This window comes from Kitasatospora papulosa, from assembly GCF_000717245.1.
Classification (GTDB): domain Bacteria; phylum Actinomycetota; class Actinomycetes; order Streptomycetales; family Streptomycetaceae; genus Streptomyces; species Streptomyces papulosus.
Genome location: NZ_JNYQ01000008.1, coordinates 52,146 through 76,195, shown reverse-complemented (window position 1 = coordinate 76,195; position 24,050 = coordinate 52,146). Strand labels below are relative to the sequence as shown.

Sequence of the window (24,050 nt, the reverse complement as noted above, 5' to 3'; positions counted from 1 at the left end):
CCTGCCCTCACCGGCTCCCGGCCGGATCACTCCCCACCGACCCCGGCAGCGGCACGAGTGACAGAGGAACGGCAATGACGGTGACAGAGGACAGCCAGGAGTTCGCTCCCGGCGTCGTGGAGTTCGGCCCCGGTATCGACCCGGAGCGGCTTGCCGTCTGCCTGAGCGTGCTCGACGAGCTGGACACCATCGACGTCGACCACCCGGACGCCATCACGGTGCGCCGGGCCACCGCCGGCATCTACCGCACCGTGAAACAGCGTCGCCGCCAGGAACGCCGGGCCTCCAAGACCGCCCACGACAAGGCCGTCACCGAAGCCACGGCGACCGGCTCCGCCGAGCGCATCGACGACGAGACACAGGGGGTCCTCCCGTCCTCCTCGGCCACCGCCGAGATCGCGGGCATACTCCAGCGGCCCAGGTCCTGCTACATCTGCAAGACCCGGTACGTCGAGGTGGACGCGTTCTACCACCAGCTCTGCCAGCCGTGCGCCAAGGAGAACCGCAGCCGCCGCGACGCGCGCACGGACCTCACCGGACGCCGCGCCCTGCTCACCGGCGGCCGCGCGAAGATCGGCATGTACATCGCGCTGCGGCTGCTGCGCGACGGCGCGCACACCACGATCACCACCCGCTTCCCCAACGACGCCATCCGCCGCTTCAAGGCGATGGCGGACAGCGACGAGTGGATCCACCGGCTGAAGATCGTCGGCATCGACCTCCGTGACCCCGCCCAGGTCGTCGCCCTCGCCGACTCGGTCGCCGCCGAGGGCCCCCTGGACATCCTCATCAACAACGCCGCGCAGACCGTCCGCCGCTCCCCGCAGGCCTACAGCGAGCTGGTCGCCGCCGAGTCCGCCGCGCTGCCGTCGGGAGAGCTGCCCGCGGCCGAGGTGATCGGCACGTTCGGCAGCGGCACCGTCGACCGCGTCGCCGCTCTGCCCGCGGCCCGCAAGGAGGGCGAGGGCCTCAGCGCGCAGGACGTCACGGGTCTGGCCCTGGTGACCGGGTCCGCCTCGCCGGCCCGCATCGCCGCGGGCACCGCGATCGACGCCGGCGGCCTGGTCCCCGACCTGCACGACACGAACAGCTGGATCCAGACCGTGGAGGAGGTCGAGCCGATCGAGCTCCTCGAGGTCCAGCTCTGCAACTCCACCGCGCCCTTCATCCTCATCAGCCGGCTCCGCCCGGCGATGGCGGCGGCCGCGGGGCGCGCCTACGTGGTCAACGTCTCAGCGATGGAGGGGGTGTTCGGCCGCGGCTACAAGGGCGCGGGACACCCGCACACCAACATGGCCAAGGCCGCGCTGAACATGCTGACGCGGACCAGTGCCCAGGAGATGTTCGAGAAGGACCGCATCCTCATGACGGCCGTCGACACCGGCTGGATCACCGACGAGCGGCCCCACCCGGACAAGATGCGTCTCGCGGAGGAGGGTTTCCACGCCCCCCTCGACCTCGTCGACGGGGCGGCCCGGGTCTACGACCCGATCGTGCGCGGCGAGCAGGGCGAGGATCTGTACGGCTGCTTCCTGAAGGATTACGCCCCCGCCGGCTGGTGAGCCCGTCCGGCCACCCGTCGCCGGTCCCACCCGCACCACCCGCCACCTGCGATGACAGAAGTCACGACGGCGGCCCCGCACGACGGGGGCCGCCGTCCTCCTGTTGGCTGAAAGTGACCCAGGCCACACGTTCTGTCGAGCGGGACGGCGCTCATTTGGTTACTCTGATGGGAACGGACGCCACCAAGGAATCCACGAAGCTTCCTCGGCCGTCCTGGGACAGGTCTGTAAGCATTCCGCCGTCCCACCCCGTACCGGCGCCACCGCGACCGAACTGTTTCTGCCCCTGCCCCGCAGAGGGCGGTCGACACGGTTCCCACAGCCGCAGCGTCGCCACCGCCCCGGGGTTACGCGACGCAAAGGAGTCCGCGGTGACACCTGAAATGACGAAGACCGAGACGCGCCCGGCCGAACCGGCCGCAGAACGCGGCCGTCGGCCCGAGAAGCTCCGGAACATCGAGGTCTGGGCCAGGTCGGCACCGATCAGGCTGGCCGGCTACGAGGACGATCTGGCCGAGCCCCACATCCTGCCCGGGATCGACTGACCGTCCCACCGCTTCCCGCAGCGCCTCGGTCCTGCCCCCGCCCTCGGACGGGGGCAGGAACATGTCCGGCCCCACCGGGACCTCACCGGCGGTCGTCCCCCTCGCGCGGGGGCGGCCGCAGCGGCACCGGCCGGGCCACCGGCCTCATGAAGTCGCGTACGTAGGTCCGGTCCCACCAGCATCCGGTCTCCCGCAGCTCCCGCAGGTCCGTGAACCGGTAGCGGAAGACCCGTGCCCGGATGTGCGCGGGCGGGCCCCCGGGGAACGGATCGTGCCGAAGGAGGCGCAGGGTGTCGCGGTCCCCGCGGAGCAGCCGTTCCACGAACGGGCCGAACCAGGACCTGGCGTAGGCGGGCGAGAGCGCCGCGAACCACATCATCCAGTCCAGCCGCAGATGGTACGGAGCGAACTGGCGCGGCAGCCGGCGCGGATCGCCCGGCTTGCCGCGGAAGCCGTACTCGAGCCAGCGGGTCCCCTCGTGGATCACCGCCTCGTCGGTGCCCTCGACCACGACCTCCAGCCGCACCCTGCTGATGCTCCCGAACGCGCCGTAGGTGTTGACCAGGTGCAACGGATCGAAGGACCGGTTCATCACCTGGCGCCGGGAGACCAGATTGCGCGCCGGACGGTAGCTGAGGCCGAGCACGAGGGCGGTGACGGCGATGACCACCACCTCGTACCAGAGAGGTGCGTCCGGCTGTGCGGGCGCGGGGCCCGTGAGCGGTGACCAGTCGACGGCGGCCAGGGCGAGGACGATGGTCAGCCAGTTCAGCCAGGCGAAGTTTCCCGACAGCACGAGCCACAGCTGCGTCACCACCATGAGCCCGGCCGCGGCGCTCGCCACGGGCTGCGGGGTGAACAGCAGGAACGGCACGACGAGCTGGGTGACGTGGTTGGCGGCCACCTCCACCCGGTGCACCGGCCGCGGAAGCCGGTGGAAGAACCAGCTCAGCGGCCCCGGCATCGGCTGTGTCTCGTGGTGGAACTCCAGGCAGGTCAGCTTCCGCCAGCACTCGTCCCCCCGGATCTTGATGAGGCCGGCGCCGAACTCCACCCTGAACAGCAGCCAGCGCAGCAGCCACAGCACGAGCACCGGGGCGGCCGTGTCGGCGTTGCCCAGAAAGACGGCGAGGAAGCCCGTCTCCAGCAGCAGCGACTCCCAGCCGAAGCCGTACCAGACCTGTCCGACCTGCACGATCGACAGGTACAGCACCCACGGAACCGCCCACAGGACCATCGCCGCGCCCAGGGGAAGACGGGCGTCCAGGCCGGCCAGGAGGGCGACCGACACCGCCGCGCCCGTCCAGGCGGCCAGCGCGAAGAAGCGGTCCGAGTAGTGCAGCCGGAACAGGCCGGGCGCGCCCCGCCACGAGGTCCGGCGCAGGAGGTCGGGCACCGGGAGCATGCCCCGGGAACCGATCAGCGCCCGGAACTGGAGCGCCGCGGCGACGAACGCGACCAGGTACACGGCGGCCAGTGAGCGCTGGAAGACGAGCCTGCTCAGCCAGTAGCCGTCTGCGGTGAACCACTCCACCGTCCCCAGTATCCGGTGCGCCGCCCGGGTCAGGCGGCCGACACGATGCGGCGCAGCACCTTTCCGAGCCGGCGCGCGTACCAGTGCTGGGCGAGCGGCACGAGAGGGCCCGCCAGGCGTGCGTACCAGCAGGCCGGCCGGGAGAACGCCGTCACGGTGAACCAGACCGTTCCGTCGTCCGCGAGCTCCACGACGAAGCTTTCCTCGCCGCGCTCGGGGTGCCGCGCCCGGGTGCCGTAGGCGAACCCGATGCGGTCGTTCTCGTAGGCCGTCCAGACGATCTCGCAGAGGGCGCGGACGCGGAGCCGCCCGACGCCCGCCGACACCTCGACGGCGACTCGGGGTTCCGCCCTCGGTGCGGAGGACTTCACGCCCGCCCCGGCCGCGCGGTGCATGCGCCACTCGGTGACGGCGGCGCCCGCCGCCTCGAACTGCGCCCTTCCCCGGCCGACCGCGGCACGGTGGTGGAGGTGGTTGTAGCCCTCCGGGAGGGGGCCCAGCCGGGTGGCGCCGACCTCGGGGTACGTCAGGGTGCTCATGCGGTTGTGCCTTCCGTTCGGGTCAGGTCCTGGAGGCGGCGGCGTGCGAGCAGCGCGCAGAGCGCGAAGCCGAGCGCGTTGCCGAGCCCGTGCGTGGCCGCCATCCAGGTCAGGGTGGGGTGGGGCAGTCCGGTGGCCTCGCCGAGAGCCCAGCTCAGCGCGAGCACCATGGTCGCCGCCAGCACTCCGGCCGAGACGGCGAGCAGCAGACGGGTGACGCGGTCCGGTCCGGCGACGCGCACGGTGCGCCAGGTCAGGAGGGCGACCGTCCACATCCCGGCGGTGAGTACGACCGCACCGGCCAGCTCGGTCCGCTCGCCGGTGAAGTAGCCGACGAGGACGAGCAGGGTGCCCAGCGGCACGCTCAGGGCGGCGAACCGGCCCGCCGGGCCGTCCTGCGCACGGCAGACGAGGCCGGCGACGAGGGCGGCGGCGAAGCCGGCGAAGTGGAAGTGGGGGACGGTCAGCGCCAGGATCCCGAGCTCGAACCCGAACAGCTCGTGGCCAAAACGCTCGGCGACGAGCGCGAGCGCGGCGACCGACGGGGTGACCAGCGCGGTGAGCACCGCGGCCTCCGCCGGACGCGCGCTGCGGAGACGGGCCAGCCGCCGCGGCGCGTGCGAGGCGAGGAGCAGGGTCCCTGCCGCGTAGCAGAGGGCGAGTGCGGTGGCGGCGTCTCCGCGGGGCAGCCACAGGGAGACGGCGCCCGGCACCGCGAAGAGCGGCCACAGCCGTCGTACGCGGTCGAGTGCGGGGTCCTGGACGAGTCCCAGACCCAGCGGAACGATCACCAGCATGCCCAGCATCACGATCGACCCGACCAGTACGGACATCGCGCCCACCCCTGCCCTCGCCTAGGGACCCCCGTCGAATTGAACATGTTCAATTCATGTTGTGGCCAGCATAGGCGGCTCCTCGAGCGCGTTCAAGGAGCTGGTTCGGTCGAGGAATCGGACAAATAATGGCAGAGTGGCGCACATGGATGACCGGGTAGCGGGTTCCCTGTCACTCCCGGACGACTGGCCCGCCCACCCGGACCTGAGTCTCGCCCTGAACCGAATGGGCAGCTTCGACTGGGATCTGGACAGCGGGCTCATGCACATGGACGAGCCCGCCCTCGAGGTGTTCGACCTGCGCCCGGAGGAGTACGACGGTCACCCGGCGACCCTCTCCCTGCGGGTCCCCGCCGACGAGGCGATCCGGCTGGACGGCATGGTCTCGCAGGCGCTCAAGAGCGGCCGCAGCAACTACGGCGCGTACTTCCGCAGGTCACGGCGGGACGGCTCCCTCTGCTGGACCCACACCCAGGGGTTCATCCGCCGCGACGGCACCGGGCGGCCGCGCCGCATCATCGGGATCATCCGTGACGCCACCCAGGAACTGGCCGAGTCCACCGCCCGCCGCACCGTCGACGAGGAGCGCCGGCGCCGCACCAGCCTGGTCGAGGGCACCACGGCTGCCCTCGCCCACGCCCGTACGGTCGAGGACGTCACGGAGGTGCTGAAGAGCTCCAGGGGCCTGGCCAACCTCGGTGCCACCAGTCTCGTCATGGGGCTGCTGGAGTCGGGGCGCATCCATCTGGTGGCGGACGGTCCCGAGGGGGCGTTCGTGCAGGGCACCCGCTACACCCGGACGGACGAGCCCTATCCGATGAGTGAGGTGATCCGTACGCTCACGCCACGGTTCATCGAGACGCCCGAGGACTTCGCGACGTCGTACCCCCTGCTGTGGCCGCACATCAGTCACCTCGGTATCACCGCCGCCGCCTACATGCCACTCATCGCCCAGGCCCGGCCGATCGGCGCGCTCGGGCTCCTGTACGGCAACAAGGCGGGCTTCACCGGTGACGAGCGCAACCTCCTGGTGGCTCTCGGCAGCTCGATCGCCCAGAGCCTCCAGCGGGCCATGCTCTACGAGCAGGAGCACGATCTCGCCGAAGGACTCCAGCAGGCGATGCTGCCGCGCCGGATCCCCGACGTGCCAGGGGCCCAGGTCGCCGTCCGCTACCGCTCCGCACGGCTCGGGAGGGACATCGGCGGCGACTGGTACGACATCATCCCCCTGCCCGGCGGCCGGGTCGGTGCGGTCATCGGCGACGTGCAGGGACACGACACGCACGCGGCGGCCGTCATGGGGCAGCTCCGTATCGTGCTGCGCGCCTACGCGGCCGAGGGGCACAGCCCGGCCACGGTCATGGCGCGGGCGTCCGTGTTCCTCCACGAGCTCGACACCGACCGCTTCGCCACCTGTACCTACGCCGAGGCCGACATGACCACCGGGGTGGTGCAGCTGGTCAGGGCCGGTCATGTCGACCCGGCCCTGCGTGGCGCCGACGGCAGCTGCCGCAGGCTGCCGTCGGACGGCGGGATGCCGCTGGGCCTCAGCGCCGAGTTCGGGCGGCTCGAATACCCGGTCAACACCGTGGACCTGGACCCGGGCCAGACCCTGATCCTCTACACCGACGGAATGGTGGAGCTGCCCGGCACCGACCTCGACGAGGGCATGGGGCTGCTGGCGGCGACCGTGCGCGACGGGCCGCAGGACCTGCAGAAACTGGCCGACCGGCTCTGCGAGGTCGTCGACGAGCGCGGCGGCGAGGACGACATGGCGGTGCTGCTGCTGCGCCGCGACGCGGCCCACGCCCCGCACCCGGGCGGCCGGCTCCAGCAGCACGTCGCGCAGAACGACCCCGAGGCGCTGACGTCGGCCCGCCACATGATCCGGGCGGCTGTCCGTGCCTGGGGCGCCAAGGACCGGGCCGACGAGGTCGAACTCGCGGCCGACGAGCTGATCACCAACGCGCTGATGCACACCGACGGGGGCGCCATCGTCACCATCCGGGTGCTCACCGGCCCCGAGCGCCGTCTCCGGGTGGACGTGGAGGACCGCTCCAGCGCCCTGCCGCGCCGCAGGGACGCGGGGGAGTCCGGCGTCTCGGGCCGCGGACTCATGCTCGTCGACCGACTTGCCGACATCTGGGGAGTGGAGTCCCGGGGGAACGGCAAGTGCGTGTGGTGCGAATTCGTCGTCCCCGAGCGCCGGTAGCACCGCCGCCCGGACGGCGCGAGACTGTAACAGTACGTAACATGTCCATACTTGACCGTAACCGATCGTGCGGGATTGACTGCGATCCCGCCGTTCCGCCGTCGACGACGCGAGGCCCCGTTGAGTACCGAGCTCCTGGCACCTCTTGATCTGGCTTTCTGGCATCTCGAGTCCGATGCCCATCCGATGCACCTCGGCGCCCTCGCGGTCTTCGACCCGGCGCCCGGCGTCTCGGCGCCTCAGCTGCTCGACCTCCTCGGAGCCCGGGCGGCGGCCATTCCCCGGCTGCGGATGCGGGTGCGTGACGTCCTGCTCCCCGTCGGCGGCGCGGCCTGGTTCACCGACAAGGACTTCGAGGTGCAGCGGCACGTCACGCGGGTCGTCCTCCCCGAGGGCGACTTCCTGACGGAGGCCGGCCGGCTGGCCGGTGAACTCATGGAGCAGCCGCTCGGGCGCGGACTGCCACCCTGGCGGATGTACCTCCTCGACAGTCCGGGCGACGGCCCGTTCGCCGTACTCGTGAAGCTGCACCACGCGCTCGCCGACGGGATGCGGGCCGTCGCCATCGGTGCCGGCATCTTCGACCAGATCGCCTCCGCCGGTGCCGGCCGAGGCGCGGTGAACCGGCGGACGCCCGTCCCGCCCCGCTCCTGGCTGCCCGGCCCCTACGAGGTCGCAGGCATGGCGAGGGAGCGGCTCGGTGAAGTCGGCCGGGCGCTCGGGGTCGGAGCCTCCGTCGTGCGCGCCAGCCGGCTCGACCTGCGCGCGACCACCGCACTGGCCGCCCGCTCCAGCGGTACACGCCGGCTCGCCACCGCCGAGCTCGACGCCGCGACGGTGCAGCGCATCCGGCGCACCGAGGGCGGTACGGCCAACGACGTACTGCTCGCTGTCGTCGCCGGTGCGCTGCGCCGCTGGATGCTCGAACGGGGTGAGACCCTCCCGGACGCCGACCCCCGTGCCCTGGTCCCCGTCTCCCGGCGCCGACCCGGCGGGGCGGCCACCGGCAACAAACTGTCGGCCTACCTCCTCGGTCTGCCCGTCGGCGAGCCCGACCCCCGCGAACGGCTGCGCCTGGTGCGCACCGGCATGAACCGCAACAAGGCCGCGGGGCCCCTGCGCGGCGCGGGCGCGGTCGCCGTCCTGGCCGACCAGCTGCCCGCACTGGCCCACCGGTTCGGAGCGCCACTGGCGGGGAACGCCGCCCGGATGCTCTTCGACATCCTGGTCACCAGCGTGCCCCTGCCCCGCTCGGCCCTCTCGCTCGGCGGGTGCCCGCTGCGAGCCGTCTACCCCATGGCGCCACTGGCCCGCGGACAGGCACTGGCCATCGCCCTGTCCACCTACGGGGGACGGGTACAGGTCGGACTGGTCGCCGACGGCAAGGCGCTGCCGGATCTCGACCGGCTGGCCACCGCGCTCCGTGAAGAGCTGCGCGACCTGCACGCACTCGTGCCCACGGTGCCCGCACCGGCCTGAGAGCCGATCCGTCTCACCCTGTTGACGCAGCCGATTGATCCGATGAATAGTCCTGTACGGACCATCAGATCACCGGCGGGGGCGGCATGCGGCGCATCAGGATCGGAAGCAGCGCGGTCGAGATCACCGAACTCTCCTTCGGGGCGGCGGCGATCGGCAACCTCTTCACGGAGGTCTACCCGGGACAGGCCGCGGCCGCGGTCGACGCGGCGTGGGAGGAGGGCATCCGCTACTTCGACACGGCACCGCACTACGGTCTCGGGCTCTCCGAACGCCGCCTCGGCGAGGCCCTGCGCGACCGGCCACGGGCGGAGTACACGATCTCCACGAAGGCGGGCCGTCTGCTCGACCCGCTGCCCCCCGCCGGGACGGCGGCCCACTCGGGACTCTCCGACGGATTCGCCGTGCCGCACACCCACCGGCGCCGCTGGGACTTCAGCGCCGACGGCATCCGCCGCAGCATCGAGGACAGCCTGGGGCGCCTCGGTCTCGACCGGGTCGACATCGTCTATCTCCACGACCCCGACGACCACGCGGAAGCGGCCTTCCGCGAGGGCTACCCGGCACTGGAGAAGCTCCGCGCGGAAGGCGTGGTCGGAGCCATCGGCGCCGGTATGAACCAGACCGCGATGCTCACCCGCTTCCTGCGCGAGACCGACGTCGACGTCGTCCTCTGCGCCGGCCGCCTCACCCTCCTCGACCACAGCGCCCTCGACACGCTCCTGCCGGAGGCCGCCGCCCGCCACCGCGACGTGGTCGTCGGAGGCGTCTTCAACTCCGGGCTGCTCGCCGACCCCCGCCCCGACGCCGCCTACGACTACGCCGCGGCCCCCGCACCCCTCCTGGACCGGGCCCTGCGCATCCGTGACGTCGCCGAAGGCCACGGTGTCCCGCTGCGCGCCGCCGCCCTGCACTATCCGCTGCGGCACCCGGCCGTCGCCGGGGTCCTCGTCGGAACCCGCTCCCCGGAGGAGGTGCGCGACGCGGCGGCCCAGCTCCGCAGACCCGTCCCGGACGCGCTCTGGGACGACCTGCGCGCGGAAGGACTGCTCTGACATGACGCCCCCGCCGGTCGTCGACGCCCACCACCACGTGTGGGACCTCGCGGTGCGCGACCAGGACTGGATCACCGGTGAGGAACTCGCCCCCCTCCGCCGCACCTTCACCCTCGCCGACCTGGAGCCCGAGGCGAGGGCGGCGGGGGTGGTGTCCACCGTGCTCGTCCAGACGGTGACCGTCGCCGAGGAGACCCCCGAGCTCCTCGCCCTCGCCGACGCCGGCACACTCGTCGCGGGCGTCGTCGGCTGGACCGATCTCACCGCCCCGGACGTCTCCGGCACCCTCGCCTCGCTCCGTGCCCTGCCCGGCGGCGACCGGCTCGTCGGAATCCGGCACCAGGTCCAGGGCGAACCCGACCCGGAGTGGCTGCTGCGCCCCGACGTCCTGCGCGGTCTGGCGGCCGTCGCCGCCGCCGGCCTCGTCTACGACCTGATCATCCGGCCCCACCAACTGCCCGCGGCGGTCCGGGCGGCCGCCCTGCTGCCGGAACTGACCTTCGTGCTCGACCACGCGGGCAAGCCACCGGTGGCACGGCGCGCGACGCACCCGTGGGCCGACGGCCTGCGGGCCCTCGCCGCGCTCCCCAACACCGTCTGCAAACTCTCCGGGCTCGTCACCGAGGCGGACCGGCTGTCCTGGACCGTGGAAGACCTGCGCCCCTACGCGGACACGGTCATCGAGGCCTTCGGACCCACCCGGCTGATGTACGGCTCCGACTGGCCCGTGTGCCGGCTCGCCGCCGGATACGCCGACGTCCTGGCCACGGCGCGCGAGCTGACCGACTGGCTCGGCGACGCCGACCGGCAGTCCGTCCTGGCCGGCACCGCACAGCGCGTCTACGGGCTCCGGGAACCCGCCGGCTGAACACTCCCGAGGCGTCCGCCGGGCATGCGCGGCCCCCTTGCGGCAGGCTGGGGACATGCCCGAACTGCCGGAAGTCGAAGCCCTGCGGGACTTCCTCGGCGACCATCTGGTCGGCAAGGAGATCGCCCGGGTGCTGCCGCTCGCGATCAGCGTCCTGAAGACGTACGACCCGCCGGTCACCGAGCTGGAGGGCGCCGACGTCTCCGCCGTGGCCCGGCACGGGAAGTTCCTCGACATCACGGCGGGGGATCTCCATCTGCTCATCCACCTCGCGAGGGCCGGCTGGCTCCAGTGGAAGGACGGCTTTCCCGCGACCCCGCCGAGGCCGGGCAAAGGACCCCTCGCCCTGCGTACGGTCCTCACGGGCGGCGACGGCTTCGACCTGACGGAGATGGGCACCACCAAACGCCTCGCCGTCCACCTGGTGCGCGACCCCGCCGAGGTCCCCGGCGTCGCGCGCCTCGGTCCGGACCCGCTCGCCGACTCCTTCGACCGCGACGCGTTCGCGGCGGTGCTCGGCGGGGCACGCCGGCAGATCAAGGGAGCACTGCGCGACCAGTCGCTGATCGCGGGCATCGGCAACGCCTACAGCGACGAGATCCTGCACGTCGCGAAGATGTCGCCGTTCAAGCTCACGTCCGCCCTCGGCGACGAGGACGTCACCCACCTGTACGACGCCATGCGCACCACGCTCCAGGACGCGGTCGAACGCTCCCGCGGGGTCGCGGCGGGCCGGCTCAAGGCCGAGAAGAAGAGCAGCATGCGCGTCCACGGCCGGACGGGGCAGCCCTGCCCCGTCTGCGGCGACACCGTGCTGGAGGTGTCGTTCAGCGACTCCTCGCTCCAGTACTGCCCCACCTGTCAGACCGGCGGCAAGCCCCTCGCCGACCGCCGGCTGTCCCGCCTGCTCAAGTAGCGGCCCGGCCACCACCGCCGACGGGCCGGACGCCGGGCTGGCCAGGGCGGGGCGCAGCGCGCGTACGCCGCCAGAAGGCCCACCACCGCGCCGAGCTCACGCACCTGGACCACGCACGCGGCGCACTCCGTCAGATGCTCCTCGAACCGGCGGACGTCGGCAGCCCCGAGCACCCCGAGCGCGTAGGCTCCGGCGTCGCGGTGCGGTTCGGTGGCGCGCATGTCCTCACGTACGTGACGAACCCCGGAACGACTCACGCCGTCCCGCCGCCGGAGCACCTAAACTCCGGCCTCATGCTGCGCGTACTCGCCGTCGACGACGAAGAACCCGCCCTGGAGGAGCTCCTCTACCTCCTGCGCGCCGATCCCCGCATCCGGAGCGCAGAGGGCGCCACGGGAGCCACCGAGGCGCTGCGCCGCATCGGGGCCGCAGTCGACGCCGGGCCCGACGACCCGTCCGCGATCGACGTGGTGTTCCTGGACATCCACATGGCGGGGCTGACCGGGCTCGACGTCGCCCAGCTCCTGGCAGGGTTCGCCGCGCCGCCGCTCATCGTCTTCGTCACCGCCCACGAAGGCTTCGCCGTCCACGCGTTCGACCTCAAGGCCGTCGACTACGTGCTCAAGCCCGTGCGGCGCGAGCGCCTCGCCGAGGCCGTCCGGCGCGTCGCCGAGCAGGTCGGTGAGCGCACCGCGTCCGTCCACGACGCGGCCGCCGACCAGATCGCGGTGGAACTGGGCGGGGTCATCCGCTTCGTGCCCGTCGACGACATCGCGTACGCCGAGGCACAGGGGGACTACGCCCGGCTGCACACCTCCTCCGGCAGTCACCTCGTCCGGATACCGCTGACCACCCTGGAGGAGCGCTGGCGCTCCCGGGGGTTCGTACGCATCCACCGCCGCCATCTCGTGGCGCTGAACCGGATCGACGAACTCCGGCTCGACGCCGGCAGCATGAGCGTCCGCATCGGGGACGCGGAGCTCGCGGTCAGCCGTCGTCACACCCGCTCCCTGCGCGACCTCCTGATGCGGCAGACCGGCCGCTGACCTGCCCCTACCGGACGGCGGCCCTTCCCAGCGGGGCCCCGTGCCGCCTACACTCCGGGCCCATGTCCGCAGAGAGCACGCCCCGGCGCGAAGTGGTCACGGGCGAGCCGCGCCGGGTGCGTCCGCTGCCCCGCTACCGCGCCCAGTCGGAGATCGACGAACAGACCGCCCTCGGCGGCGCCTACGTCCGGTCACTGATGCGCAGCCAGCTCCGCGCCGGGCTCACCGTCTTCGCCGTACTCGCCACCGTGGCCGGCACCCTGCCCCTGCTCTTCGAGGCGCTGGGCAGCGACGCGCTCGTCTGGGGGGTGCTCGGCTTCGCCACCTGTCCGCCGCTCACCCTGGCCGCCTGGTGGTACGTGCGCAGGGCGGAACGCAACGAGCGCGACTTCGCCAGACTCGTGGAAGGCCTCCCCTCACCGTGAGCGCACCCGGCCACCCGGCATCGGTGGTGGCGGTCGCCCTCGTCGTCCTCGCCACCGTCCTCGTCGGCGGATTCGGGCTGCGGATCTCCCGTACGACCTCCGACTTCTACGTCGCCTCGCGCACCGTACGCCCGCGGCTCAACGCGGCGGCGATCAGCGGGGAGTACCTGTCCGCCGCCTCGTTCCTCGGGATCGCCGGCCTGGTGCTGGTGCACGGGCCCGACATGCTCTGGTACCCGGTCGGATACACCGCCGGATACCTCGTGCTGCTGGTGTTCGTCGCCGCCCCGCTGCGCCGCTCCGGGGCGTACACGCTTCCCGACTTCGCCGAGGGACGGCTGGAGTCCCGGCAGGTGCGCAGGCTGGTCAGCGTGTTCGTCGTCGGCGCGGGCTGGGTCTACCTCGTGCCGCAGCTCCAGGGCGCCGGTCTCACCCTGAAGATCCTCACCGGTGCGCCCGGCTGGCTCGGCGACGTGCTCGTCGCCTCCGTCGTGGTGATCGCCGTCGCCGCGGGAGGCATGCGTTCGATCACGTTCGTCCAGGTCTTCCAGTACTGGCTGAAGCTCACCGCGCTCCTGGTCCCGGCGATCTTCCTGGTGCTCGCCTGGCAGGGCGACGGACGGCCCCGGGTCACGTTCGACGAGCAGATCTCCGTCTTCCGGGCCGACCATCCGCTCTACGCGACGTACGGACTGATCATCGCGACCTTCCTCGGCACCATGGGCCTTCCCCATGTGGTGGTCCGCTTCTACACCAGCCCCAACGGACGGGACGCACGCCGTACCACGGTCGCCGTCCTCGCCCTGGTCGGGCTGTTCTACCTGCTGCCCCCGGTGTACGGGGCCCTGGGCCGGCTCTACGCACCCGACTTCATGCACGGCGGGGACGCCGACGCAGCGGTACTGCTGCTGCCGGCACGGGTGATCGGCGGCCTCGGTGGTGACCTGCTCGGCGCACTCCTCGCGGGGGGCGCCTTCGCCGCGTTCCTGTCCACCGCGTCAGGGCTGACCATGGCCGTCGCCGGCGTGATCACCCAGGACGTCCTTCCCTCGCGAGGCGTACGGCACTTCCGGCTGGCCACCGTGCTCGCCATCGCCGTGCCGCTGGCCGGCTCACTGCTCGTCAGCCGGGTGCCGGTCGCCGACGCCGTGGGGATGGCCTTCGCGGTGTCCGCCTCGTCGTTCTGTCCGCTGCTCGTGCTCGGCATCTGGTGGCGGCGGCTCACCCCGCCGGGGGCGATCGCCGGGCTGCTGCTCGGCGGCGGCTCCGCGCTGCTGTCGGTCGCCATCACCGTCAGCGGCGCGGTGCGTCCGCCCGGCTGGCCGCACGCCCTGCTGGCCTGGCCCGCCGTATGGTCCGTGCCGGTCGGCTTCCTCGCGATGATCCTGGTCTCCCTGGCCACCCCCGGACGCATACCACCCGGCACCAACGCCGCCATGACCCGCTTCCACCTGCCGGAGGCACTGGCCGCGGGACGTGTGCGGTGACCGGGGCCGGGATCGCCGTCATCGCGCTGCTGGCGCTGCTGCTGTTCGGCACGGGCTTCCTCCTCGGCCGCACCGCCCGCCCCGTGCGCACCAGTGACGTGGGCACGCCCGTCGAGCACGCCACCTTCGAGACCCTGCACACCGCCTCCCTCGCGGCGCCCCCGCTGCGCTCCGGACTCACGGAGGAGAGCGCCCGCAGGTCGGCGCGCCGGCTGCGCTCGCTGCTGGGCACCGACGCCCTGTGCCTCACCGACCGGGACCGGGTGCTGGTGTGGGACGGCGAGGGGGACCATCACGGCAAGGACGTGATGGAGCAGGTCGAGGGGCTGCTCGCCAGCGGGAGGGACACCGCCTTCCACAGCGACTGCGGCGACCTCGACTGCACCCTGCGCTGGGCCGTCGCCGTCCCGCTCACGGTCGACCACCGGGTGCTCGGCACGCTCGTCGCCTACGCACCCCGGGAGTCGGCGGTGCTGGCCCGGGCGGCGGGGGAGGTGGCCCGCTGGGTCTGCGTGCAGCTGGAACTCGCCGAGCTGGACCGCTCCCGCACGCAGATCGTCGAGGCCGAGATCAAGGCGCTGCGGGCCCAGATCTCCCCGCACTTCATCTTCAACTCGCTCGCCGCCATCGCCTCGTTCGTCCGGACGGATCCCGAGCGGGCACGTGAACTCCTCCTGGAGTTCGCCGACTTCACCCGCTACTCCTTCCGCCGGCACGGGGAGTTCACCACCCTGGCCGACGAACTCCACTCCATCGACCAGTATCTGGCACTGGTCAGGGCCCGATTCGGTGCACGTCTCTCCGTGACCCTCCAGGTCGCGCCCGAGGTGCTTCCCGTCTCGCTCCCGTTCCTGTGCCTCCAGCCCCTGGTCGAGAACGCCGTCAAGCACGGCCTCGAGGGCGCGGTCACCCTTCCCCGGCCCGACGGGCCCGTCCGGGCGGTCGACGCCCCGATCCGCGTCACGATCAGCGCGCTGGACGCGGGTGCCGAGGCCGAGGTCGTCATCGAGGACGACGGCACGGGCATGGACCCGGAGCGCCTGAGGCGCATCCTGCGGGGGGAGGGCGGCGCCTCCGCCGGCATCGGCCTGCTCAACGTGGACGAGCGGCTCCGCCAGGTGTACGGGGACGACTACGGCCTCGTCATCGAGACGGGCGTCGGAGCGGGCATGAAGATCACCCTGCGACTGCCCAAGTACCGTGCCGGCGTGCACGGTTCGTGACGCGCCGAGGGCTCAGTGGAGATGGACGGCCAGGTGTCCCAACGGCAGTCCGAGCTGCCAGGCCGGGGTCCACACCCGGACCTCGCCCGCCTCGTCGTCGGCGTCCGACGGCTCCCACGGCGGCGGTCCGATCGCGTCGAGGTCCGCGGCCAGGAGCTCGGTCTCCTCCAGCCACCGCCAGGCGGCCCGCGCCAGCGCGAGGCCGGGATCCGGGAGCCCGGCCGGAGCGGTCGGCCGCTCCAGTGCCTCCAGGCGCGCGCACACCCAGTGCCTCCAGGAGGCGCCGTACGCCGTGAGCAGCCGCAGTTCGTCCACCCGGGCGACGGGGAGCTCCTCGGTGGCCGCTCCGTCGGACAGGAAGATCGTCAGGGCGAGCGCGTCGCGTCCCGCCCGGTACTCCAGGGTCGTCGGCTCCATCAGGTCGCCGGTCACCAGCAGCTCGTCGGCGATGTATTCGGAGTACATCCAGGCCATCGGGACCAGCAGCCCGTCCCCACCGGATTCCTCGTAATGTTCGGGACGCATCCCGTCTCGCCTCTTTCGTCGACTCGGCACCGGGCTGTACGCAGCATTGAACCGGGGGCGCGCGCCCCGCGTGGGCAGAAGGGCAGGATCCGTCGGGAGAGGCGAGGCGCGATGACCACCGACCGCGGCGACGACCCGCATGTACGGCAGACGCTGGGAGCCTATGTGCTCGACGCCCTCGATGCGCGGGAGAGCGGTCAGGTCGCCCGGCACCTCCAGCGCTGCGAGGTGTGCGCGGCGGCCTACGTCGAGGTCGTGGACGCGGTGTCCCTGCTCGCGCTGCTCGACGTGGACGACCTGCTGGAGTAGCCGGGCAGAGTGCGGCTCAGCAGTCGCAGCGCGTAGTACGAGCGGGACTTGACGGTTCCCGGGGGTATGCCGAGGACCTGCGCGGTCTCGCCGACGCTGAGCCCCCGGAAGTAGATCTGCACGAGTACCGCGCGGTGCTCGGGGCTGAGCGTCCTCACGGCTTCGCGGACGTCGAGGCTGTGGACCGCCGCGGCCGCGGTGTCGTCCCGGGCGGGCGCGCTCTCCAGGACCGCGTCACTGACCTCCGTCGGCCTGGCCTGGCGGGACCTGCGGGCGTCGATGGCGAGGCGCCGGGCGACGGTGAAGAGCCACGGACGCATCGATTCGTAGGGGGCGTCGAAGGCCTCCGGATGCTGCCAGGCGCGTACCAGCGTCTCCTGCAGCAGGTCCTCCGCCCGCTGCCGGTCGCCGAACGTCAGTCCCAGCAGGAAGTGGAACAGGGCGGGCCCGTGCTCCCTCTGCAGCTCCGCGAGAGCCCGCTCATCGGTTGTCGCCGTGGTCATCGTGAACGTCCTTTCCCGAAGAGGCCCCTGACGCCTCGCTCCCGCCTGGCGAATACGAACGCATCAGGGCGCGGGGGAACAGGCGGTGCACCGGGGTGTGCGTTGAGCGGTCGCACGGAGCGGCGAGTGGTGCGGTGAACGGTCGACGGACGGCGATACGGCCGATTAAGGTATTCCGGACTCTTTATCCTTGACTTGCCGGTATGAATATATGTGTATTCGGATGGTAAAAATCGTCCGAATCCGGGAGTCGTGCAGATGACGAAGCGCATCCGACAGGGCGCGGCGATCGCCGTCGCCGGTCTGCTCGCCACAGCAACAGCCTGTACCGGCCAGCAGTCGTCGACCCCCGGGTTCGCCGGGCGGCACCTCTCCGCCGGGCCCGGGGCGAACGGGGCCGGAGCCGGGGGAGAGGACGGCGCGGACAGCTTCACGCTGCTGGCCTCGGGCGACGTACTGCCGCACTCCTCGATCATCGACCGGGCGGCCGCCGACGCGGGGGGCGCGGGCTACGACTTCCGCCCGATGCTCAAGGGCGCCGCCCCCGCGGTCTCCGGAGCGGATCTGGCCATCTGTCACATGGAGACGGTGTACGGCCGGAACGGCGGCCCTTACACGGGGTATCCGGACTTCAGGTCACCGCCCGAGGTGGCGACCGCGCTGCGCGCCACCGGCTACGACTCCTGCTCCACCGCCTCCAACCACACCCTGGACGACGGCACCCAGGGAATCCGCCGCACACTCGACGCACTGGACCGCACCGGCATCGCCCACGCGGGATCCGCGCGCTCGGCGGAGGAGTCCTCCCGCCCGACGATGCTCAGGGCCGGCAAGGGGAAGGACGCGGCGAAGGTCGCCCACCTCGCGTACACCTACGGCACCAACGACAGGACGCTGCCCGACGGGCAGCCCTGGGCGGTCAACCTGATCGACAAGGACCGCATCGTCGCGGACGCCCGCACGGCACGCGAGGCGGGCGCCGACGTGGTCGTCGTGTCCCTGCACTGGGGTACCGAGTGGCAGGAGCGGCCCGACGACGACCAGCTCGACCTCGGCCACGCGCTCACGGCCTCGACCACCGGGAAGCGCCCTGACATCGACCTGATCATCGGCACCCACGCCCATGTGCCGCAGGCGTACGAGAAGGTCAACGGCACCTGGATCGTCTACGGCATGGGCGACCAGGTCGCCGGTGCCATGGTCGATGACGCGGGGGTCCGGGACCCGCGTGCCAACGAGAGCTCGATGGGACGCTTCACCTTCGAGCGGCCGGCGGAGCCCGGGCGGCGATGGGAGGTCAGGAAGGCGGAGTTCCTGCCCCAGTTGTTCGACCCCGAGGCGGCGCGCGTCGTCGGCCTGGACCGGGAAGCGGGCCGTCTGCGCGAGATCCGCGAACGGATCCAGGGCGTCGTCCTCAGCCGTGGGGCGGCCCAGGACGGTCTCGTCGCAGGGAAGTGACGCGTGCCCGGCTCCCGGCGGCTGCCGGGGCCGGTGCGCCGCCGGGGGGTCGTCACGGCACGACGGTGACAGGCCAGCGGCCGGCCTTCACGAGCCGCACCGCCACCGAGCCGATGAAGCGGTGCCCGGCGGACTCCGAGGCGCCCACGATCACGGCGTCCGCCTTGAGCTCGTCGGACGCCGTCACGAGCCCGTTGTACGGATCGCCGTGGAACGTGTGGAACTCCCAGCGGACGTTCCAGGTGTCCTTGAGGCGTTCCGCCGCGGTCCTTATCTCGTTCACCAGCTCCTCGGCGACCTCACCGGTGGCGTCCGCGACCGGGGCTCCCAGAGCGGCACCGGCCGACAGCACGGGCTGCACGTAGACGAGGGCGAGCATCGCGTTCTGCCGGCGGGCGAGACCCGCCGCGTACGCCGCCGCCCGCATCGAGGACTGGGAACCGTCGATGCCCGCGACGATCACCTTGGGGCCGTCCGTGCCGCGCTCGAACCGGTGTTGTTGCTGGTCTGTCACGGCCCCGAGGGTAGTCGCTCCCGTGCACAGGGCTCCCGGCGCCTCCGCGTGACCGGCATGCGTGACCGGCATTCCCCTCGCCGGAGCCCCGCGGGGGCGCTCCATCCATCGGGTGCAAAACATCTGATCATGGGTGTCGACGTCGGACACGGGAGTGACGCCGTGCGAGCAGTTGGTCATGAAGCATGATCAGATTCCAGCGGAACGACGCACCTTTCTGCGCCTGGCCCTCGCGCTGGGCGCTGCCACCGCGGTGCGCATGATCGCGGCGGATCCGGCCGGGACGCCCACGCGTCCCGGCGGCGAGCCGCCCGCTCCGGCGGCCGGGCCCCCGGCCAGGGCGCAGGCGGGCCCGGGCTCCTACCGGCTGCGGCCCATGACCTCGGGCACACCACCCCGCTTCCGCCCCGCCCCGCCGCCCGTCCGCACCCGGCCGTTCGAGGAGATGCCCGGACTGGGGAGCGACGCGATGGTGCTGAGCTTCGACGACGGCCCCGACCCGCGATACACCCCGGACATCCTGGCCACGCTCCGCAGGTACGACGTCCGGGCGATGTTCTTCGTCTGCGGCGAGATGGCGGCTGACAACCGCGACCTGCTGCGCGAGATGTCCGACGACGGACACGTGGTCGGCAACCATTCCTGGTCGCACCCGCTGATCCCCAAGCTGCCCCGGGGTGCCATCCGCGACGAACTCGGCAGCACCAGCGAGGTCGTCGAGCGGACGCTGGGAGTCCCGCCGCTGTGGTACCGGGCCCCGTACGGCGCCTGGAACCGCAATTCCTTCGAGATCGGTGCCGCGCTGGGCATGGAACCGATGGCCTGGACCGTCGACACGCTGGACTGGACCGAGCCGGGCACCGACACCATCGTGCGCCGGGTCGAGAAGGGCGCCGCACCCGGCGTGGTGGTCCTGTCGCACGACGCGGGCGGAAACCGGTCCCAGAGCGTGGCCGCCCTGCGCCGGTACCTGCCCGCGCTCCTGGAGAAGGGGTACCGCCCCACCGTCCCGCGCCGCAGCTGACGGGGCGTCGCGTGTCCGGCGCGGCTAACGCGTCTCCACCAGCCGGGCGAAGACCACGACGTTCCCGTCGTAGCCGGCGGCCTTCGTGTAGCCGCCGCCGCACGTGATGACCCGCAGCTCGGCGTATCCGGTGTCGCCGTAGACCCTCGATCCGGGGAAGTCGTTCTTGGAGAAGACCTCGACGCCGTAGATCTCGAACACCGCGACGCGGCCGTCGTAGCGGGACACCTCGATCTGCCGGCCCTTGTCGAGGGAGCCCAGTCCGTAGAAGACCGCCGGGCCGGCGAGGTTGTCGACGTGGCCGACCATGACGGCGGTGCCCCGCTGCCCGGGAGCGATGCCGTTCTGGTACCAGCCGGCGAGGTTCGGGTCCTGGGCGGGCGGCGCCTCGATCCAGCCGGCCGGGTCCAGGTTCACGTCGACGACGGGCGCGTCGACCTCGATCGACGGAATCCGGATGCGCTCGACGGGGGCGTAGGCGAGCGGCTGGACCGGTTCACCGTCGAGCGGGGCGGAGACCGCGGCCTCCCGGGGGCCGGCCACCGAGGCCGCGGCGGCCGGCTGCGGAGGGCCGGGGGACGTCTCCGCACCGTTGCGCATGAGAGCGAGTCCGGTGAGCATCACCAGGGCGATCGCGCCCCACGGTGTGCGTCTGCTCCGCTCGCCGCCCCACTGGTCCCGGCCCATGGTTCTCCCTTCGTCGCGACACGGCCACGCTAGGCGGGGGCCCGTGCGGCGGCGATCAGAGAAGTGCGAACGGGTGGCGGCCGATCGTGCCCCGATCACGGCGTCTTCTCTTCGGAGTAATGGTCGGATAAAAGTTCTGACGGCCCGTGACCTGCGGCTCCGTCAGCTGGCGAGGCCGACTGACGGCGTGTCGGATCACCGTGGTGGAGCAGTGCCGAAGTGCGACCCATGCGGTATCTGGTGAGGGTTCGTCATGGGATGCGTTCTTCGTCGACTGATCCCGGGGAACAAGTCTCCGGGGCGCTTCCCGCTGGAGGTTCAAAGATGCGTGCTTCACGCGCTCTCGCGGTGACCGCGACCGCCTTCGCGGCGGTCGGTCTCGCTGCCCCGCTGGCCGCCGCCGGCGGCGGCCCGGGCAGCAACCCGAGCAATTTCCCGACCAACGTCACCGTCAACCCGTCCTCGGTCTTCCAGGGCGCCACGATGCACGTCAGCGCGGAGGGCTGCGGTCGTTCCGGCGGAAAGGTGTGGTCGAACGCGTTCCCGACGGTCAACCTCTCGCCGGGCCGGGCCGGCTACGCCACGCCGCGCATCCGGGACAACGCGACGCCGGGGCAGTACAGCCTCTCCGTGCGGTGCAACGACAGCGACAACAACTTCGGCGGCGGCAACGGAGGTGACGGCGGCCAGGGCGGTAGCGGCGGCCAGAGTGGCCAGAGTGGCCACGGTGGTCAGGGCGGTAACGGCGGCAACGGCGGTCAGGGCGGTGGCAACGGCGGCCAGGGCGGTAACGGCGGTCAGGGCGGTGGCAACGGTGGCCAGGGCGGTAACGGCGGTCAGGGCGGTGGCAACGGTGGCAACGGCGACCCGGTGGCCACGGCCCGCTTCACCGTGCTCCCGTCGCGCGGCGCGCATGGCGGCCTCGGCGGCTCGATGGGCCCCAGCTCCGTCGAGATGCAGGTGGGCGGCGGTCTTGTCGCGGCAGCGGCCGTCGGCGGTGCCGTGTTCGTGGTCCGTCGCCGGATGAACAATGCGGCGATCTGACGCCTCGAACCTCCTCCCCGGCCCGATACGCCCGTCGCCCCGAGTCCTGGATCAGGACCCGGGGCGACTGCCGTATCCGTATGCGGTGCGCGGCGTCAGTGCTGACGGCCCGTGCGGCGCTTGCGCAGGACGTAGAGGGCGCCGGCCGAGGCCACCGCCACCAGCGCGGAGCCGGCCGCGATCTCCGTGGGGTCCATCGTGTCGACGCTGCCGCCGAGTCCACCCAGCACACCGCTGGGAGACGACGTGGAGCTGGTCGTGGGGGCCGTGGTGGGAGAGGTCGTGGGGGAGCTGGTGGCACCGCTCGTAATCGTCAGATTGGCGGACCGCGTGGTGGTACCGCAGCGGAAGGTCACCTCGTAGACGGCACCCCGCCGGGCATCCTGGTCGACGGTCGTGGTGGCCGACCTCCCGCTCGGGATGGTGGTCGTGTCGAACACGCCCGAGAACGCGGTCGCGTCACTGGTGCACCCCATGGCGCCGAGAGTGACCCGGCCTCCCGGCGCGACCGTCGACGGAGTGATGGTCGGCGTGAACGAGGTGGACGTGCCGCCGTTGAGGACATCGGCCGATGCGGCCGGTGCCATCAGCAGGCAGGCGGCGGCGCCCAGCAGGGCGACGGGTGCGACACGTATCGCGCGCATGGTTGTTCCTCCGGGTCCCGAGGGGCAGCCGCGGAACGGATTTCCGCGAGGCATGAGAGATGCCCCTCGATGACCGAAACGGTAGGAGCGCCTCATATCACCCGCTATCGGTGTCAGGCGAATGGGGCAGCCGTGTCCCCCGGCCGGCGCACCGGACGGGGGAGCGGCAGCGCCGCGGGCCGGGCGTTCCTATCCGCCCGTGGCCCGTGGGAACAGATCGACGAACGGAGCCGTCGTCGCGGAGATGCCCCGGCCGAAGGGGGCGTCGAAATCCCAGATCAGGAAGAGCAGGAACGCGATCAGGACGCTGAAGAGACCGGCCAGCAGCAGTTCGCGGAAGGTTCTGCGGATCTGGAGCGTGAAGATCAGCCCGACCGTGACGACAGCTCCGGTGATCAAACCGAACCAGACGACTCCCGGCATGGTCGCGCCCGCGTTCTGCCCCCGGGACCCGCGTGCGTCGTCGGCCGCCGCCACCTGGTCCACCAGCGGCTGGTACGCCTGCCCTTCGTGGTCCGTCCGCGGCTTGTACTCGGTCACGTCCGCCCGTACCCGGTCGAGCAGCCTGGTGCCCTCCTCGGTGAGATTCCCGTCATCCGTCATCGACTTCCACTCGGCGCCGACGACATGGGCCACGTACGCGTCGACGTCCTTGCGGATGCGGTCGCGCACCTCGACCGGATAGACGGCCGATCGGGCGCTCACCTCGTGCAGTGCCTGGGCCTCCAGGCGTACGGACTCCTGGGCGGCGCTACGGCCCTCCCACACACCCGCGATGGCCAGGCCGAGCACGATCGCGTACACCACGCCGATCATCATCGTCATGTACTCGATGACGTCCGGCGTCTGGGACGGATCGTCGTCATCGGCGATACGACGGTTGCTGAGCACGGCGGTGGTGAGGACGACGGCACAGGCCGACGCCATCGCAATGGTCAGAACAAGCCATTCCGACATGGGTTCCCTTTTTCGGTCAGCGGGACGAGCGAGGCCGCAGCACTGCCACGGCGAAGACGGCGGGTGCGGTGATCAGCAGGGTGAGTGAGACCAGTGACGGCCCGCTCCTGGGCTGCTTGCGGGGTGGCTTCCGGTAGGTGGGGAGCGCGACGGGTGACGGAGCCGGCGGGGTCGGTCGCACGCGGGCAGGCGCCGGTGCGGGTTCCGGTTCCGGCTCCGGTTCCGGTGCGGGGGCCGGGGGTGGCGGAGGCGGCGGAGGCGGCGGTGGTGGCGGAGGCGGTGGCGGAGGTGGCGGAGGTGGGGGAGGCGGAGGCGGTGGCGGAGGTGGGGGAGGAGGCGGCGGTGGTGGCGCCGGCTCCGGCTCGGGCTCGGCGATGACCGCCCCGCACCGCCCCTGGCCCGCGATGGCGACGGACGAGCCGCCGTCCCCCTGTCCGATGGAGGCGACCGCGCAGTCGTCACCCGCCGCCGGCAGCGGGACGGCGAGCAGCAGGAGCAGGGTGGCGGCCGTCAGCCGCCATATGCGTGATCCGTACACGCCGGGGAGCATGTTCCCCGCAGTCGCCGGGCACGCCGTGCGGGCATCTGATTCGCCTGATGGAGGGGATATCCGGCGATTCACGTTTGCGTCCGCCGTAACTCGTCCGGTCCACCGTTGAAC

The 24,050-nt window shown here is 72.1% G+C and carries 26 protein-coding genes; 16 read left to right on the top strand and 10 right to left on the bottom strand.

Going from position 1 to position 24,050, the window contains the following annotated elements; translation table 11 throughout:
- The first annotated feature begins 74 nt into the window (after positions 1-74).
- Together IA22_RS0121640 and IA22_RS37170 are read left to right on the top strand one after the other, a co-directional pair.
- Positions 75-1,562, top strand: a complete 1,488-nt coding sequence (locus IA22_RS0121640) for an SDR family NAD(P)-dependent oxidoreductase (protein ID WP_030124544.1) — start codon at positions 75-77, stop codon at positions 1,560-1,562.
- A gap of 371 nt (positions 1,563-1,933) precedes the next feature.
- Positions 1,934-2,107, top strand: a complete 174-nt coding sequence (locus IA22_RS37170) for a hypothetical protein (RefSeq protein WP_014152585.1) — start codon at positions 1,934-1,936, stop codon at positions 2,105-2,107.
- An 82-nt stretch (positions 2,108-2,189) separates the two neighbouring features.
- Here the strand turns inward: IA22_RS37170 and IA22_RS0121630 are convergent, their stop codons facing one another.
- Genes IA22_RS0121630 through IA22_RS0121620 form a run of 3 tightly spaced genes read right to left on the bottom strand, consistent with a single transcriptional unit; the run spans position 2,190 to position 5,013 of the window.
- Positions 2,190-3,641: a lipase maturation factor family protein gene (locus IA22_RS0121630; protein WP_030124543.1), complete on the bottom strand. Its 1,452-nt coding sequence runs from the start codon at positions 3,639-3,641 to the stop codon at positions 2,190-2,192.
- 29 nt (positions 3,642-3,670) lie between these two features.
- Positions 3,671-4,180 carry a DUF1990 family protein gene (locus tag IA22_RS0121625; RefSeq protein ID WP_030124542.1) on the bottom strand — a complete coding sequence of 170 codons (510 nt, stop codon included), beginning with the start codon at positions 4,178-4,180 and terminating at the stop codon, positions 3,671-3,673.
- Positions 4,177-5,013 (bottom strand): YndJ family protein, encoded by an 837-nt coding sequence (locus tag IA22_RS0121620; protein WP_014152582.1) that lies wholly within the window; start codon positions 5,011-5,013, stop codon positions 4,177-4,179. Before IA22_RS0121620 ends, IA22_RS0121625 begins: the two co-directional genes overlap by 4 nt.
- 145 nt (positions 5,014-5,158) lie before the next feature.
- Between IA22_RS0121620 and IA22_RS0121615 the strand changes: the two genes are divergently transcribed.
- From IA22_RS0121615 to IA22_RS0121595, 5 genes are all read left to right on the top strand, one after another.
- Complete coding sequence (locus IA22_RS0121615) at positions 5,159-7,225, top strand: SpoIIE family protein phosphatase (RefSeq protein WP_030124541.1); 2,067 nt, start codon at positions 5,159-5,161, stop codon at positions 7,223-7,225.
- 120 nt (positions 7,226-7,345) lie between these two features.
- Positions 7,346-8,704 carry a wax ester/triacylglycerol synthase family O-acyltransferase gene (locus IA22_RS0121610; RefSeq protein WP_030124540.1) on the top strand — a complete coding sequence of 453 codons (1,359 nt, stop codon included), beginning with the start codon at positions 7,346-7,348 and terminating at the stop codon, positions 8,702-8,704.
- Between the two features lie 86 nt (positions 8,705-8,790).
- Positions 8,791-9,759: an aldo/keto reductase gene (locus IA22_RS0121605; protein WP_030124539.1), complete on the top strand. Its 969-nt coding sequence runs from the start codon at positions 8,791-8,793 to the stop codon at positions 9,757-9,759.
- A gap of 1 nt (position 9,760) precedes the next feature.
- Entirely contained in the window at positions 9,761-10,627 is an 867-nt protein-coding gene (locus IA22_RS0121600; RefSeq protein WP_030124538.1) for an amidohydrolase family protein, read from the top strand.
- Positions 10,628-10,682: 55 nt separating this feature from the next.
- Entirely contained in the window at positions 10,683-11,543 is an 861-nt protein-coding gene (locus IA22_RS0121595) for an Fpg/Nei family DNA glycosylase (RefSeq protein ID WP_030124537.1), read from the top strand.
- Here the strand turns inward: IA22_RS0121595 and IA22_RS38290 are convergent.
- A complete protein-coding gene (locus IA22_RS38290; RefSeq protein ID WP_081889869.1) occupies positions 11,489-11,764 on the bottom strand; it encodes a zf-HC2 domain-containing protein in 276 nt (91 codons plus the stop codon). The genes IA22_RS0121595 and IA22_RS38290 overlap by 55 nt on opposite strands.
- A 72-nt stretch (positions 11,765-11,836) precedes the next feature.
- On the opposite strand from IA22_RS38290, the gene IA22_RS0121590 reads away from it, so the two are divergent.
- The 4 genes from IA22_RS0121590 to IA22_RS0121575 all read left to right on the top strand — a co-directional run bounded on the left by IA22_RS0121590 (position 11,837) and on the right by IA22_RS0121575 (position 15,724).
- Positions 11,837-12,589 carry a LytR/AlgR family response regulator transcription factor gene (locus tag IA22_RS0121590; protein ID WP_030124536.1) on the top strand — a complete coding sequence of 251 codons (753 nt, stop codon included), beginning with the start codon at positions 11,837-11,839 and terminating at the stop codon, positions 12,587-12,589.
- A gap of 62 nt (positions 12,590-12,651) precedes the next feature.
- Positions 12,652-13,014, top strand: a complete 363-nt coding sequence (locus IA22_RS0121585) for a membrane protein (RefSeq protein WP_014152575.1) — start codon at positions 12,652-12,654, stop codon at positions 13,012-13,014.
- A complete protein-coding gene (locus IA22_RS0121580) occupies positions 13,011-14,501 on the top strand; it encodes a sodium/solute symporter (protein WP_014152574.1) in 1,491 nt (496 codons plus the stop codon). Before IA22_RS0121585 ends, IA22_RS0121580 begins: the two co-directional genes overlap by 4 nt.
- Positions 14,498-15,724, top strand: a complete 1,227-nt coding sequence (locus tag IA22_RS0121575; protein WP_030124534.1) for a sensor histidine kinase — start codon at positions 14,498-14,500, stop codon at positions 15,722-15,724. Before IA22_RS0121580 ends, IA22_RS0121575 begins: the two co-directional genes overlap by 4 nt.
- 12 nt (positions 15,725-15,736) lie before the next feature.
- On the opposite strand, the gene IA22_RS0121570 is transcribed toward IA22_RS0121575, so the two are convergent.
- On the bottom strand, positions 15,737-16,249 hold the full coding sequence (locus IA22_RS0121570; protein WP_014152572.1) for a hypothetical protein: 513 nt from the start codon (positions 16,247-16,249) through the stop codon (positions 15,737-15,739).
- A 111-nt stretch (positions 16,250-16,360) separates the two neighbouring features.
- Between IA22_RS0121570 and IA22_RS35355 the strand changes: the two genes are divergently transcribed.
- Positions 16,361-16,558, top strand: a complete 198-nt coding sequence (locus IA22_RS35355) for a zf-HC2 domain-containing protein (protein WP_030636890.1) — start codon at positions 16,361-16,363, stop codon at positions 16,556-16,558.
- On the opposite strand, the gene IA22_RS0121565 is transcribed toward IA22_RS35355, so the two are convergent.
- Entirely contained in the window at positions 16,492-17,061 is a 570-nt protein-coding gene (locus IA22_RS0121565) for a sigma-70 family RNA polymerase sigma factor (RefSeq protein ID WP_015579947.1), read from the bottom strand. The genes IA22_RS35355 and IA22_RS0121565 overlap by 67 nt on opposite strands.
- Before the next feature lie 258 nt (positions 17,062-17,319).
- Between IA22_RS0121565 and IA22_RS0121560 the strand changes: the two genes are divergently transcribed.
- Positions 17,320-18,519 carry a CapA family protein gene (locus IA22_RS0121560; protein WP_030124533.1) on the top strand — a complete coding sequence of 400 codons (1,200 nt, stop codon included), beginning with the start codon at positions 17,320-17,322 and terminating at the stop codon, positions 18,517-18,519.
- Between the two features lie 52 nt (positions 18,520-18,571).
- Here IA22_RS0121560 and IA22_RS0121555 read toward each other — a convergent pair whose 3' ends face one another.
- Positions 18,572-19,033: a universal stress protein gene (locus IA22_RS0121555; RefSeq protein ID WP_015579949.1), complete on the bottom strand. Its 462-nt coding sequence runs from the start codon at positions 19,031-19,033 to the stop codon at positions 18,572-18,574.
- Positions 19,034-19,211: 178 nt separating this feature from the next.
- Between IA22_RS0121555 and IA22_RS0121550 the strand changes: the two genes are divergently transcribed.
- Positions 19,212-20,057 carry a polysaccharide deacetylase family protein gene (locus IA22_RS0121550; RefSeq protein ID WP_014152567.1) on the top strand — a complete coding sequence of 282 codons (846 nt, stop codon included), beginning with the start codon at positions 19,212-19,214 and terminating at the stop codon, positions 20,055-20,057.
- A 24-nt stretch (positions 20,058-20,081) separates the two neighbouring features.
- On the opposite strand, the gene IA22_RS0121545 is transcribed toward IA22_RS0121550, so the two are convergent.
- Positions 20,082-20,744: a class F sortase gene (locus IA22_RS0121545; RefSeq protein WP_014152566.1), complete on the bottom strand. Its 663-nt coding sequence runs from the start codon at positions 20,742-20,744 to the stop codon at positions 20,082-20,084.
- A gap of 324 nt (positions 20,745-21,068) precedes the next feature.
- On the opposite strand from IA22_RS0121545, the gene IA22_RS0121540 reads away from it, so the two are divergent.
- A complete protein-coding gene (locus tag IA22_RS0121540) occupies positions 21,069-21,788 on the top strand; it encodes a hypothetical protein (protein WP_030124532.1) in 720 nt (239 codons plus the stop codon).
- 95 nt (positions 21,789-21,883) lie between these two features.
- Here IA22_RS0121540 and IA22_RS0121535 read toward each other — a convergent pair whose 3' ends face one another.
- Together IA22_RS0121535 and IA22_RS0121530 are read right to left on the bottom strand one after the other, a co-directional pair.
- Positions 21,884-22,432, bottom strand: a complete 549-nt coding sequence (locus IA22_RS0121535; RefSeq protein WP_030124531.1) for a hypothetical protein — start codon at positions 22,430-22,432, stop codon at positions 21,884-21,886.
- A 189-nt stretch (positions 22,433-22,621) separates the two neighbouring features.
- Positions 22,622-23,389 carry a bestrophin-like domain gene (locus tag IA22_RS0121530; RefSeq protein WP_030124530.1) on the bottom strand — a complete coding sequence of 256 codons (768 nt, stop codon included), beginning with the start codon at positions 23,387-23,389 and terminating at the stop codon, positions 22,622-22,624.
- 153 nt (positions 23,390-23,542) lie between these two features.
- Between IA22_RS0121530 and IA22_RS37335 the strand changes: the two genes are divergently transcribed.
- On the top strand, positions 23,543-23,767 hold the full coding sequence (locus IA22_RS37335; protein ID WP_051694824.1) for a hypothetical protein: 225 nt from the start codon (positions 23,543-23,545) through the stop codon (positions 23,765-23,767).
- Positions 23,768-24,050: the final 283 nt, after the last annotated feature.

Bases quoted from the DNA above. Each gene is read 5' to 3' on its own strand.
- IA22_RS0121560 (WP_030124533.1), top strand. From the start codon at position 17,320: ATGACGAAGCGCATCCGACAGGGCGCGGCGATCGCCGTCGCCGGTCTG.
- IA22_RS0121530 (WP_030124530.1), bottom strand. From the start codon at position 23,389: ATGTCGGAATGGCTTGTTCTGACCATTGCGATGGCGTCGGCCTGTGCC.
- IA22_RS0121570 (WP_014152572.1), bottom strand. From the start codon at position 16,249: ATGCGTCCCGAACATTACGAGGAATCCGGTGGGGACGGGCTGCTGGTC.
- IA22_RS0121535 (WP_030124531.1), bottom strand. From the start codon at position 22,432: ATGCGCGCGATACGTGTCGCACCCGTCGCCCTGCTGGGCGCCGCCGCC.
- IA22_RS35355 (WP_030636890.1), top strand. From the start codon at position 16,361: ATGACCACCGACCGCGGCGACGACCCGCATGTACGGCAGACGCTGGGA.
- IA22_RS0121565 (WP_015579947.1), bottom strand. From the start codon at position 17,061: ATGACCACGGCGACAACCGATGAGCGGGCTCTCGCGGAGCTGCAGAGG.
- IA22_RS0121590 (WP_030124536.1), top strand. From the start codon at position 11,837: ATGCTGCGCGTACTCGCCGTCGACGACGAAGAACCCGCCCTGGAGGAG.
- IA22_RS0121625 (WP_030124542.1), bottom strand. From the start codon at position 4,180: ATGAGCACCCTGACGTACCCCGAGGTCGGCGCCACCCGGCTGGGCCCC.
- IA22_RS0121550 (WP_014152567.1), top strand. From the start codon at position 19,212: ATGAAGCATGATCAGATTCCAGCGGAACGACGCACCTTTCTGCGCCTG.
- IA22_RS0121620 (WP_014152582.1), bottom strand. From the start codon at position 5,013: ATGTCCGTACTGGTCGGGTCGATCGTGATGCTGGGCATGCTGGTGATC.
- IA22_RS0121595 (WP_030124537.1), top strand. From the start codon at position 10,683: ATGCCCGAACTGCCGGAAGTCGAAGCCCTGCGGGACTTCCTCGGCGAC.
- IA22_RS0121600 (WP_030124538.1), top strand. From the start codon at position 9,761: ATGACGCCCCCGCCGGTCGTCGACGCCCACCACCACGTGTGGGACCTC.
- IA22_RS0121585 (WP_014152575.1), top strand. From the start codon at position 12,652: ATGTCCGCAGAGAGCACGCCCCGGCGCGAAGTGGTCACGGGCGAGCCG.
- IA22_RS38290 (WP_081889869.1), bottom strand. From the start codon at position 11,764: ATGCGCGCCACCGAACCGCACCGCGACGCCGGAGCCTACGCGCTCGGG.
- IA22_RS0121615 (WP_030124541.1), top strand. From the start codon at position 5,159: ATGGATGACCGGGTAGCGGGTTCCCTGTCACTCCCGGACGACTGGCCC.
- IA22_RS0121640 (WP_030124544.1), top strand. From the start codon at position 75: ATGACGGTGACAGAGGACAGCCAGGAGTTCGCTCCCGGCGTCGTGGAG.
- IA22_RS0121540 (WP_030124532.1), top strand. From the start codon at position 21,069: ATGCGTGCTTCACGCGCTCTCGCGGTGACCGCGACCGCCTTCGCGGCG.
- IA22_RS0121605 (WP_030124539.1), top strand. From the start codon at position 8,791: ATGCGGCGCATCAGGATCGGAAGCAGCGCGGTCGAGATCACCGAACTC.
- IA22_RS0121545 (WP_014152566.1), bottom strand. From the start codon at position 20,744: ATGGGCCGGGACCAGTGGGGCGGCGAGCGGAGCAGACGCACACCGTGG.